The 12,199-nt window shown below is 29.5% G+C and carries 11 protein-coding genes; 5 read left to right on the top strand and 6 right to left on the bottom strand.

What is annotated here, in order from left to right; translation table 11 throughout:
* Positions 1-315 precede the first annotated feature (315 nt).
* The 5 genes from ACTG47_RS17230 to ACTG47_RS17250 all read left to right on the top strand — a co-directional run bounded on the left by ACTG47_RS17230 (position 316) and on the right by ACTG47_RS17250 (position 6,933).
* Complete coding sequence (locus ACTG47_RS17230) at positions 316-1,236, top strand: GyrI-like domain-containing protein (protein WP_169467269.1); 921 nt, start codon at positions 316-318, stop codon at positions 1,234-1,236.
* Positions 1,237-1,321: 85 nt separating this feature from the next.
* Complete coding sequence (locus tag ACTG47_RS17235; RefSeq protein WP_479925468.1) at positions 1,322-3,733, top strand: excinuclease ABC subunit UvrA; 2,412 nt, start codon at positions 1,322-1,324, stop codon at positions 3,731-3,733.
* Positions 3,733-4,755: a serine hydrolase domain-containing protein gene (locus ACTG47_RS17240; protein WP_479925469.1), complete on the top strand. Its 1,023-nt coding sequence runs from the start codon at positions 3,733-3,735 to the stop codon at positions 4,753-4,755. Before ACTG47_RS17235 ends, ACTG47_RS17240 begins: the two co-directional genes overlap by 1 nt.
* Positions 4,756-4,850: 95 nt before the next feature.
* Positions 4,851-5,597 (top strand): MerR family transcriptional regulator, encoded by a 747-nt coding sequence (locus ACTG47_RS17245; protein ID WP_479925470.1) that lies wholly within the window; start codon positions 4,851-4,853, stop codon positions 5,595-5,597.
* 85 nt (positions 5,598-5,682) lie between these two features.
* A complete protein-coding gene (locus ACTG47_RS17250) occupies positions 5,683-6,933 on the top strand; it encodes an MFS transporter (RefSeq protein WP_479925471.1) in 1,251 nt (416 codons plus the stop codon).
* Between the two features lie 137 nt (positions 6,934-7,070).
* Here ACTG47_RS17250 and ACTG47_RS17255 read toward each other — a convergent pair whose 3' ends face one another.
* From ACTG47_RS17255 to ACTG47_RS17280, 6 genes are all read right to left on the bottom strand, one after another.
* Positions 7,071-8,087, bottom strand: coding sequence for an ABC transporter permease (locus ACTG47_RS17255; protein ID WP_479925472.1), 1,017 nt, complete (start codon positions 8,085-8,087; stop codon positions 7,071-7,073).
* Entirely contained in the window at positions 8,087-8,986 is a 900-nt protein-coding gene (locus ACTG47_RS17260; protein ID WP_479925473.1) for an ABC transporter permease, read from the bottom strand. Before ACTG47_RS17260 ends, ACTG47_RS17255 begins: the two co-directional genes overlap by 1 nt.
* A gap of 128 nt (positions 8,987-9,114) precedes the next feature.
* Positions 9,115-9,960, bottom strand: a complete 846-nt coding sequence (locus ACTG47_RS17265; protein WP_479925474.1) for an ABC transporter ATP-binding protein — start codon at positions 9,958-9,960, stop codon at positions 9,115-9,117.
* Entirely contained in the window at positions 9,957-10,085 is a 129-nt protein-coding gene (locus ACTG47_RS17270; protein WP_285891500.1) for a hypothetical protein, read from the bottom strand. The genes ACTG47_RS17265 and ACTG47_RS17270 overlap by 4 nt, the downstream gene beginning before the upstream one ends.
* Before the next feature lie 177 nt (positions 10,086-10,262).
* Complete coding sequence (locus ACTG47_RS17275) at positions 10,263-11,411, bottom strand: sensor histidine kinase (protein WP_479925475.1); 1,149 nt, start codon at positions 11,409-11,411, stop codon at positions 10,263-10,265.
* Positions 11,408-12,079 (bottom strand): response regulator transcription factor, encoded by a 672-nt coding sequence (locus ACTG47_RS17280; protein ID WP_479925476.1) that lies wholly within the window; start codon positions 12,077-12,079, stop codon positions 11,408-11,410. The genes ACTG47_RS17275 and ACTG47_RS17280 overlap by 4 nt, the downstream gene beginning before the upstream one ends.
* Positions 12,080-12,199 lie beyond the last annotated feature (120 nt).

Below are 12,199 nucleotides of genomic sequence, written 5' to 3' on the forward strand. Positions count from 1 at the left end.
TAATATTATTTTTAATATAAAAATTTTATTAAACTACTCTACCTTAACTAACTTCAGTTCTTATTCACCTGATAACTATCCCATATAATAAGTTATGTATTTATATAAATACACAATCAAAAATAAATCACTATGGTATACTAATTATTACAAATATCATACTGATATCTACAAAGACAAATATAAGACATCTTATACTTTTTATTAATTATAAAAAAATTGGATACTACCTTATTTCCCATAAATTATAAATATATAAGATTTTATTACTACCACTTAGTTAATATACAGTTTACACAATGAGGAGGGATATTTATGACAAGCTCAAAAAGTAAAACAGAATATCTAAATCGTATTTGCAAAGTACAAGACTATATAGAAGAACATCTACATGAACCACTTTCTCTTGATGAACTTTCCAATATAGCAGGATTTTCAAAATTTCATTTTCATAGAATTTTCAAAGCCATAGAAAAAGAAACCTTATCTCAGTATGTAAATAGGTTAAAACTAGAGAACGCAACAGCTTTTCTTATTCATCGTACTGATATGACAATTACTGATATTGCTCATTACTTTGGTTTTACTGATTCTGCAGTTTTTTCTAGAGCATTTAAAAATTATTATAAAATAAGCCCTATAAAATATAGAAATAATTATAGCAAGAATTGCAAAGAACCATATAAAATTTCTCAGTACAATAGAAGCATATCAAAACCTAAAGTTAAGAATACTAGAGAGGTTAAGGGTGAAATTGAAATTTTGGAACTTGATAATATGAATACTGTGTATACTAGATATACTGGTTCATATGGCAATTTAACTAGTACTTTCCCAAAACTTTTAGAAAAGCTCTTTACATATGTAAGTGAGCAGAATCTAATTGGACTTGATAATACAAAAATATTAGCTATTTATCATGATAATCCACAATTTACACAGGAGCATCAATTAAGGACTAGTATTTGTATGACAATTCCAAATAATAAGATTGTCAAAGAAAATAATAATATTGGCAATATGATAATACCTTCTGGAAAGTATCTTGTGGGACATTTTGATATTTCAAAATATGAATACAGTGATGCTTGGGATTTTATGTATAGCGAATGGTTATCAAATAGTAATTACAAGTTAAGAGCATCCTTCCCGTTTGAAGTATATCTTAATAACCCAAATAATCACCCTCAAAATAGGCACTTGGTTGATATATATTTACCTATAGAACCTTTTTAATGACCTCATCTAAATTATTCTTGCACTAAGGATTCAAATATCCCTATTTTACGGTTTGATAAGATTGATAAAATGAGGTGAACCAATGAAAGAAATAAAAATTAATGGAGCTAAGATACACAATCTTAAAAATATAGATGTTTCTATCCCAAAAGATAAACTTATTGTTGCAACAGGTGTCAGTGGCTCAGGTAAATCCAGCCTTATGTTTGACATTGTATTTGAAGAGGGGCGTAAACAATATCTGCAATCTTTAGGTATACTTTTAGGTATTGATAAGGAAGATAAATTCGATAATATTCAAGGTCTAGCTCCTACTATAGCTGTTCAACAAAATATTATTCGTCAAAGTAATCCTCGTTCAACAGTAGGTACAAGAACCAATATACTTAATATGCTTACACTATTGTACTCAACAGAAGGACAGATAATGTGTACGATGTGTAATACTCCTGTAGACACTAATCTAATTTGTAATAATTGTGGTCATGAAGAGGAACGATTGAGACCAAGTTACTTTTCGTACAATTCTTCAGATGGAATGTGTATGAAATGTTCTGGGCATGGGGCATATTTTGAGATTAATATTGAAAAGCTAGTCTTGGATAAGCATGATACCTTAAAGCAAGTCTTAAATAGGGCAAAAATCACACCAGGATATTTAAGAGTATTATCTAAAAAATTCAAAGATTACTTAGAGATACAATTCTTACAATTACCTGAGGAAGTAAAAAATGAAGTACTCTATGGGCATTATGAAAATGGTAAAAAAAGTTCCTCTTTATCAAAATTATTTCACAACCGTTACAAAAGAGGTGAAGATTTGAATGGAATTTATACTATGACTGTTTGTTCTGATTGTGATGGCTTTAAGATTGGTGAAGAAGCACGTGGAGTACTCCTAAATGGAAAACATATTGGTGAACTTGGAAAAATGACGATTTTAGAAGTTGATAAGTTTCTCAAAATCTTATTGAATCAAGAAAATTTAAGCATATTTGCTACAAACATTATAAATGATATTTTAACTAAAACAAGACACCTAATAGAATCACGATTAGGTCATTTATCCTTATACAGAGAAATGTCAACTTTAAGTGGTGGAGAAATACAAAGACTATTTTTAAATTCACATCTTGATTCAGAGATGGATTCGTTAATTTATGTACTTGATGAGCCAACTGCTGGATTACATGAATCAGAAAAGATAGACATCTTAAAGTCCATCAAAAAACTTAAAGACTTAGGTAATACAGTTATAGTAGTTGAACATGATAGAAATACAATTGAAATGGCAGAACATATTATTGATATTGGTCCAAAGGCTGGTATTGAAGGTGGACAGCTTGTGTATCAAGGAGATTTAGAAGGTCTACTTCAATCAGATAAATCTCTCACTGGACAATATTTATCAGGAAAATACTCAATGCCTAAGAAATTAACCTCTAAAAATATTACTAATATTGATAAAATACCTTGTATAACTATCCAAAATGCAAATACAAACAACCTTAAAAATGTAACAGTATCACTACCTTTGGGTGCTATGGTTGGAATATCTGGTAAATCAGGCAGTGGAAAAAGTTCACTTGTATCAGACACCCTACTCCCTCTTCTTAGAAGTTACTTTAATAACCACAATATAAATAGTAGCACAGATAGTGAAATAAGTGATGAAGATGATTATACACTTGTTGAAACTATAGCAGACAGATTGATAGGTACTAAGTACATTTCTGGATATTCAGAGATATCTCAATCCCCTATTGGCAAAAATATGAACTCAACTCCTGCATCTTATATTGGTATATGGGATAAGATACGTACATTATTTGCAAATCAATCAGAATCAATAAAACGAGGATTTACAGCTGGTCATTTTTCATTTAATTCTAAAGGAGCTTGTCCTAAATGTAGTGGTAGTGGATATGAAAAAGTCTGGCTTGGTACTAATTTGAGTATAGACCATATATGCAGTGAATGTCATGGAAAGAGATTTAATGATGAGTCTTTATCTATTAGATATAAAAATAAAAATATTCATGATGTTTTAAATATGAGTGTTTCTGAATCTGTAGATTTCTTTGGAGATATTCCAAATATTGTTTCACACTTAAATGTACTAGAACAAATAGGTATGGGATATATAAAATTGGGTCAACCTACTCCTACTTTAAGTGGAGGTGAGTCCCAAAGAGTTAAGCTTGCAAAAGAAATTGGTAAAAAACGAACTGGTAATATCCTTTATGTATTGGATGAGCCAACTACTGGTCTAAGTCTATATGATACTGCTAAACTAATTAAACTATTGGATGAATTAGTAGCAAATGGAAACTCTGTAATTGTTGTTGAACATGATATAGATGTTTTAAAAGTTTGCGATTGGATTGTTGAACTTGGTCCAGAAGGTGGTGATAAGGGAGGTTACGTAATTGCAGAAGGCTCTCCTAACTCTCTAAAAGAAAATCCAAAATCTATAACAGGAAGGTATCTATAATGAATAAAAACAACTGCTTAGATTTAACATTTGAAAATGTAGACCCTTCAATCGTTGGGATGAGTTCAAAAAAACTTTCACAGCTTGAACCTTTAATAATTTCACAATATAGTAATATAAATGGGATAATTATTTCAAGGAAAGGAAATATAGTCTTTGAAAAATATTACAATGGTTATAATGTTGATGATACTTTTCATGTTGCCTCAGTTACAAAAAATATTATATCTGCTTTAATTGGTATTGCAATAGATAAAGGCTATATAAAAGATATTGACCAAAAAGTTGTTGATTTTTTCCCTGAATACATTTGTAGTCCTTCTGAAATATGTAAAAAAGCAGTAACTATACGCCATTTACTTACAATGACTGCACCATACCCTTTTAAAAATATGACTGAGTCATTAGAGAGACTTTGTAAACAGAAAGATTGGATAAAGTATACTCTGAATCAACTTGGTCAAAAAGGGAATATTGGAACTTTCAAATATTCATCTGCTGGAACTCATCTGCTTTCAGCTATTATCACGAAGACTACTGGTAAATCTGCTCGTGAATTTGCTAATGAACACTTATTTAAACCTATTGGTATGAAAGTGATACCAGATTATGATATGAATGATTTCGGTTTTGAAGATTTATTTGGGAAAAATCTTAAGGGTTGGGCAAAAGATAGGCAAGGTAATTCTACAGGTGGTTGGGGGCTTACATTGAGTGCTAGAGATATGTTACGATTTGGTTTTCTGTATTTAAATAATGGCATTTGGAATAATAAAAGTATTATATCTAAATCATGGATTGAAGAATCAGTCAAAATGAATACTAATGAGTATGGCTATCTATGGTGGTTATGTGAAAAAGATGGAGCTTTATGGTATTCAGCAATGGGCTCTGGGGGAAATGCTATCTGTTGTATTCCACAATATGACTTAGTAATAGCCATACCATCTAAGATAGTTTTTAAACCTCGTGATAGATGGGAACTTATTCAAAAACATATACTTACTGCTATAGTAGATTAACCATACTACAGATAGCAAAACCCTCCACTATAACACCAGACTTTGGTTTAGTGATATTATGATTGATACTACATACATAAAGGAGTTGAATACTAATGAACACTTACACGACATCAGAAATAGCAGATTTAATTGGTGTACATCCTAATACAGTTCGTTTATATGAAGAGCTCAACTTAATACCTAGACCTAAGCGTAATACCAATGGATACCGTATCTTTAATGATTTTCATATAGAGCAATTTAGGTTTGCTCGCACAGCCTTAAAAATTGAAGTTATGCAAAGAGGATTGAGAAAAAACGCTCTTGAAATTATCAAAACATCAGCAAGTAGAGACTTTGATAAGGCTATTTGTCTTGTAGAGCACTATTTACAACAATTAGAAATAGAAAAATCTAATGCTGAGGAAGCACTTACTATTGTTGCACAAATTTTAAACGGAACTACTACTGAAACAAATAAATTATTTTTAACTAGAAAAGAAACTGCTGAACACTTAAAAGTTACAATAGATACTTTAAGAAACTGGGAGATGAATGGTTTACTAAAAGTAAAAAGAAAACAAAATGGTTATCGTGTATATACTGATGAAGATATAAAGCGACTTAAAATTATTAGTTCACTTCGTTGCGCTAACTATTCTCTTTCAGCTATTTTACGAATGTTAAATGCTTTATCTTGTAATCCGAATACCAATATTAAGGTTGTCATTGACACTCCAAAAGAAGATGATGAAATTATATCAGTATGTGATAAGTTGATAACTTCATTGAAAGAAGCTGAACATAATGCAAAAACCATGAAAACCCATCTTCAAATTATGAAAAAACAATTTTCTTAACCCTACACTCTAACTCCAGACTTTGATTTGTGTGTTATCCTTAAGACCGAGAAAAATTCAACACATAAATCAAAGGAGGAATAGAATGGAAAATAAAAATAATAATTCTACATGGAAGAAAAAAGTAATCACCTTTCTAGCTAGCCAATATATTTCCTTATTTGGCTCATCACTTGTACAGATGGCACTTATATGGTATGTCACACTTCAAACATCATCAGGTATATGGGTAACAATTTTGACTATATGTTCCTTTATCCCTCAAATGATAATTTCTTTTTTTGCTGGTGTGTGGGCAGACTACTACAATAGGAAATTTCTCATCATTGTATCAGATGCAATAATTGCTATCTCTACAGTAGTTCTAATTCTATTTATGATGTCATCAACTGGAACAAAGGATGAAATGATAGCTATAGCAATAATATCTGTTATACATTCATTGGGAAGTGGCGTGCAAACACCTGCTGTAAGTGCAATGATTCCTCAACTTGTACCAGAAGAACATTTAATGCGTTTTAATGGGATAAATGGTAGTCTACAATCTATAGTACAATTTATCGTCCCTATTGTAGCTGCAACAATCCTTAGCTTTGGAAATAAAATAAGTCAAATTCTTTTAATTGATATATTCACTGCAATTATAGCTATTGTATTACTGATATTTATCAAGATTCCTAAACATAACATACCAAAACAAGTTGAGAAAGTATCATTTTTTGCAGATATGGTATCAGGAATAAGGTACTGCTTTTCAAATAAATTCATTAGAAAAATACTTTTTACTTATAGTGCCTTCATGCTTCTCTGTGTTCCATCAGGCTTTCTTATAGGACTGTTGATTGAACGTACATTTGGCAAGGGTTATATATATCTGTCTATTATTGAAATGATTGGATTTTTAGGTATGGTTTTAGGTGGATTGATTATAGGAATCTTTGGTGGCTTTAAAAACAGAAATAAGACCTTTTTCTTAGCAATATTATCTTATGCTATTTTCTCAATTATTTTAGGTCTTGTAACACACGCTTGGCAATTTTTTATATTTATGTTTTTTACCAATTTTTCTATTCCAATTATTCAGGCATCAGCTATGACTATGTTGCAAGAACATGTAGCACCACAAATGCAAGGTCGAGTTCTTAGTTTACCTATCATTATATATACGGGCTTTATTCCCCTTGGTATGATGGTTTTTGGACCAATGGCAGATACAATATCTATTAATAATTTAATCATAATATCAGGTATTATACTCTTATTTTTTGCCTTGTCTATTCCCTACTCAAAACAGTTTTATAAGCAAGGAATATTTAAGTCAAAAGAATCTAAATAATATATACTAGGATAATACTACTTCCGTTTCTATAGTAAATTCAATAAATATCGATACTTAAATTTACTGTAGAAACGGAGGAAAACAAAAGTATTCATATCTTACAAATATCTATAAGTCATGATAATTATATTTAGTTATCTACTAAAAGATAACTTCCTATTTTTATCTAAAATCATATACAAAATAAACCATGCTATACAATGTAAGATTAAAATCACAATATCTTTTACAACGATAGAATTCCCATTGATAATCAACATAATTCCATTGAATGTAGCTACTGAAGGAATCATATAACATACATTCCCTATACCACTCATATCAATCCCCAGAAGATATATTAGTAATGGTGCACCTATAAATAAAATCATTATTATTTTAATATAAATAATACCCACCATAAGACCTTCTGACAACTTACCAATAAATAGACCTATCAATGATGAAATAAATGCTGAAAACACAACAAGTAACAACATCATTATCATATCTAACATAGAAATATTCAGACATATAAACACAGTTATCATTGAAGATAGACACCCACATAAAAATCCTAAAAATACCTTCTGTATAATATACTGACTTCGACTTTGTGGTAAAACCTCATTTATAAATGCTATTCCATCTTCTTTTTCAGATATAATATTCATTGCATTAAAGGTACACCCCATAAACATAGCTGTAATTAGAATCATAGCAATAAAAATATTTTGAAATTCTTTTAAAATACTATCTTTAGGTAATATTGTAATCTCAGAGCCTTTTAAATCTTCATTTATTCTAAAAATCTTCGGTAATATATTTCCTACATTTTTTATAGCATTAGTTTCATCTCCATAAAGTATAGTTTTAATCCCTTTGCTATCACTTATGACTCCAATTGTATTTGTTTTAATGTCCTTAATTTCACTCATTAAATGATTCTCTGTTTGATATAAACTTACTGTTCCATACCTTTTTAACCACTGCTCTGTTTGTATGGAAAGTGTATCTTTTACTATACCAAAGTGTAGTTCTCCTATTGAAGATATATCAATCCTTCCCATAAAAGTTATTAAAATCGCCATAATAACTGGTAAGAAGAAGGAAATTATGCACATTTTATCTTTTCTTATACTCTTTAACTGGTAACGTAATCCTATCAACATTATCCCTCCCTAACCAACTCTTTATTAAAAATATTTTTTACAATTAAAAACAGAGCTACTATTGTTAAAGAACATACAATAAAATAGATTGATTCATTTGTAAAACTTGTAAAAAAAGCTTTTTTAAGTTGACTATAGACATGATAAAAAGGATGATATTTAATCCAACTTATTTTAAAAGATGTATTTGCAGACAAAAATACAGGTGTTGTTATAAATACGGCAACCAAAAGATACACAAGAGAAAATTGTTTAAAATCCCTCAATAACATTGAACACCCAAATCCAATCAAAGACATAATAATTGATAAAATACTAACTTGAACTAATATTTGAGGTAGTATTTTTATTCCTTCAGAAATCTCAATATTAAGTACTACTAAAAGCACTGTAAAACACAAGTCACATATCAAGAAAGCAAATATCTTTGATAATATAAAAAGACTTCTTTTTACAGGTAAAATACCAGTAATACGCATTACCCCCATCTGTTTTTCTTTAAACAGTAAAGAAGCAATCCCAAGAAATCCAATAGCTACAATTTCAAAGAACAAAATCTCACAAGTCATTTCTTTTCTTAGTTTTATCTCAGATATATCTTTATCACTTATTTGAATTATTCCATCGTTATCCGAGTTTTTAGTATTCTTATCTTTTTCCGATATTAACAAAGACAATGCATAGTCAGTTCTGTAATTATCAACACCATTAATTCCTTCATGTAAGATTACTTTTGGTTTACCATCACTCATATCAAGACCAATGGCATTCGTATCTTCATCCAGTTTTGATTTTAATTCATATATAGAAGATACTTTATGAATTAATGAAGAGACATCCATGCTTGTATTCTCTGGATTATATAAATATACATTATTATGATAGCTATCCTCATCCATAAATTTTACATAACCAAAGTTAATGTAACATGAATAAAGAATAAGAGACGCGAGTGTTAATACAAAAAATTTACCATAAATCATCATCCAAAAATCTTTTTTTATTAAGGTGAAAAATTTAGAATACATTACTCCAACATCCTTCCTGTATATTTGATAAAAATTTCTTCTAGTGTAGGTTCTTTAGAATGTACATTTAAAATTTCGTCATAATTAAAAGTCATTCCAAATTTCAGTTCTTGTATATCTAAAATTTTAATATATCTTTTACCATTATGTATAAATTCCACCTCGACTTTGTTATTACTATTTTTTGTTTTTAGATTTTTAGGAGTATCTATTGTTATAATCTTGCCATCTGCTATAAATGCCACCTTATCACACATTAAATCTGCGTCCATCATATTATGTGTAGTCAAAAATATAGTTGTTCCTTTTTTTCTTTCTTCTTCAATAATCTTACGAAATAACACAGCTCCAGATGGGTCAAGCCCACTAGTAGGTTCATCTAAAAATAACAATCTTGGGTTACTTACTAATGCTCTTGCCATACTAATACGTTGCTTCATCCCTTTTGAATATGAAGATACAGGCTTATTTATAAATGATTTCTTAAACTCTAATAACTCTAAAAGCTCATGTATATCTCTCCTCTGATTTTTAGGATAAAAAGATGAAAAATATTCTAAATTATCAATTGCACTTAAGTTTGTATATAAATAAGGAAATTCAAATAAAACACCAATCTTTTGATATAAATACTCTGTATATGTTTCAACTTCTTTGCCAAAAATTGACATTTGACCATTATATCCTTTTAAAACACCATTTAAGATTTTTTGTGTTGTGGATTTTCCTGAACCATTAGGTCCAAGAAATCCAAATATCTCTCCTTCTTTTACTTCAAAATTAAGCCCATGTAATATTTCTTTATCTTTCCCATAAGAAAATGTCAACTCTTTTACTTTTATCATCTGTCATGACCTCCTCTATCACTTTTTTCTTTTTGTCGTTTATCCCACCACTTTACAAATTTAATTTTAAATGGAATAGAAACTAATACTATCAATACAATAATCAGCCATGTAGACCATCTCATAAGTGCTCCCCCTCTCCAATTTATTTGACTACTTTTCTAATCTTTTTTAATTTATTTAACTTATTTTATTTCCATCCTGTGAAATCGAAGTGTCTCTCTTGTGAAATCGAGGTGAAATAATAAAAAGCCCTGTTTTCATTAAGAAAACAAGGCTTTTATAAGTTTCATATCAAGAACTTATAAATTAGTACTCCTTTGTTCAGAAATCGGAATTATAAAATAAAACTCTACTCCTTTATCATAATTTTTTACACCATATTCTAGCCCTTGCATTGTAAGTATTTGTGAAACAATTGCAAGTCCTAGACCTGACCCTCCTGTACGCTGAGATTGAGCACTTCGATAAAATTTAGACCAAATCTTTGAAATCTCTTCTTGCTCTATAGCCCTACCTTCATTGTACATTTTAAATGAAAGTAGTCCATCTAAACATGTAATAGATAAATCTAAATTTCCATCACATATAACATGTTTTTTTGCATTAACAATCAGATTTTCTACTACTTGCTCCATTCTCATTTTATCTGCCACTACAAAAACTTCATGTTCTGGTAAATCATATGTAAAATAGAAGTTGACATCTGGTATATCAATTAAAAGACGACCTGCTACAGTTTCAACAAACTCTATAAAATCAAAACATTCTGGATTAAGTTTGGAGACTCCTGCCTCTAATGAAGATAAATCTAATAGCGATACAATCATATTATTCATTCTATCCGTTTCCTCTATAATAACACCCATATAATTTTTCTTTTTTTCTTCATCAACTTCATCCATAAGCCCTTCTGTATATGCACGTATGATACCAAGAGGAGTCTTCATTTCATGTGAAATTGTATCTACCAATTCTTTTCTTTGCTCTAATAACATCCTTTCCTTATTTACATCTTCTTCAAGTTGGATATTCGCATTTTCCAGTTCTAATAATGCTTGTTGTAGATTTTTAGACATTGTATTCAAGCTCCTAGAAAGTTCTCCAAATTCATCATTAGTATTTACAGTACATGGATTAGAAAAATCAAGTTGAGACATACTCTTTGCCGATTTATTTATAGATGTGATTGGTTCTGAAATAAATTTACCCAATAAAAAATCAATATTCATAATTAATATAACTAGTATTATAAACCAAATCCAAAATTCAAATTTAGTATCCATCGAAAATTCTTCAACAAGTAAGTAAAAGAATATGATTAGTGCTCCTGATAATTTAGAGAGAAAAAATACTTTTTTTCTGACTGAATGTAGTCCAAAATTCTTTTTAATCCAGTTTGAAATATCTACATTTTTTATTATTTCTTTAAGTTTTCTTAATCTGTTCATTCTTTAACCTCAAACTTATATCCTGAACGAATTAATGTAACTATATGATGTCCTTCAGTCCCGAGTTTTTTACGTAAAGTTTTTATGTGTGTATCCACAGTTCGTGTATTACCCTCAAAATCATACCCCCATATACAAGTCAAAAGTTTTTCCCTAGAGAAAACTTGATTAGGGTTTTCCATAAATAAATTCAACAATTCATATTCTTTGTATGTTAAATCCATCAAATTATCTTCTACATATACTTGTCTTGATGTTAGCATAATATGTATCTTTCCTAAGTTTAGCGAATTTTTTGGAATATTACTAGTGCATCTACGTAATAAGGCATTAACTTTTGCTAAGAGTACTTTGGGACTAAATGGCTTTGTTATATAGTCATCTGCCCCATACTCATACCCCTTTAATTTATCTTCCTCTTCCCCTTTAGCTGTCAATATAATAATAGGTATATTAGTCATTTCACGTGAAACTCTACATACTGAGAATCCATCTAAATATGGCATCATAATGTCCAATATCATTAAATCTATATTATTGTTTTTTAATATTGCAAGTGCTTCAACTCCATCATCAGCAGTTATGCAAGTATATCCTCCTTTTTGCATGTATTCTACAATAATATCTTGCATTCTTTTTTCGTCTTCTACAACCAGTATTTTAGCCATTTTTGTTTATCACCTCTTTTTGTAGACTTTATTTTAGTCTATATTACTTTATTTATTTTGCAACTATTTTTAATAGTATTATTATAGTATTACTGATAAAAATAGCCTACTAACTTATAT

Source organism: Clostridioides sp. LIBA-6622 (genome assembly GCF_056716095.1).

Coding starts and splice junctions, on each gene's coding strand:
- ACTG47_RS17230 (WP_169467269.1), top strand. CDS start 316: ATGACAAGCTCAAAAAGTAAAACAGAATATCTAAATCGTATTTGCAAA.
- ACTG47_RS17235 (WP_479925468.1), top strand. CDS start 1,322: ATGAAAGAAATAAAAATTAATGGAGCTAAGATACACAATCTTAAAAAT.
- ACTG47_RS17240 (WP_479925469.1), top strand. CDS start 3,733: ATGAATAAAAACAACTGCTTAGATTTAACATTTGAAAATGTAGACCCT.
- ACTG47_RS17245 (WP_479925470.1), top strand. CDS start 4,851: ATGAACACTTACACGACATCAGAAATAGCAGATTTAATTGGTGTACAT.
- ACTG47_RS17250 (WP_479925471.1), top strand. CDS start 5,683: ATGGAAAATAAAAATAATAATTCTACATGGAAGAAAAAAGTAATCACC.
- ACTG47_RS17255 (WP_479925472.1), bottom strand. CDS start 8,087: ATGTTGATAGGATTACGTTACCAGTTAAAGAGTATAAGAAAAGATAAA.
- ACTG47_RS17260 (WP_479925473.1), bottom strand. CDS start 8,986: ATGGATGAGGATAGCTATCATAATAATGTATATTTATATAATCCAGAG.
- ACTG47_RS17265 (WP_479925474.1), bottom strand. CDS start 9,960: ATGATAAAAGTAAAAGAGTTGACATTTTCTTATGGGAAAGATAAAGAA.
- ACTG47_RS17270 (WP_285891500.1), bottom strand. CDS start 10,085: ATGAGATGGTCTACATGGCTGATTATTGTATTGATAGTATTAGTTTCT.
- ACTG47_RS17275 (WP_479925475.1), bottom strand. CDS start 11,411: ATGAACAGATTAAGAAAACTTAAAGAAATAATAAAAAATGTAGATATT.
- ACTG47_RS17280 (WP_479925476.1), bottom strand. CDS start 12,079: ATGGCTAAAATACTGGTTGTAGAAGACGAAAAAAGAATGCAAGATATT.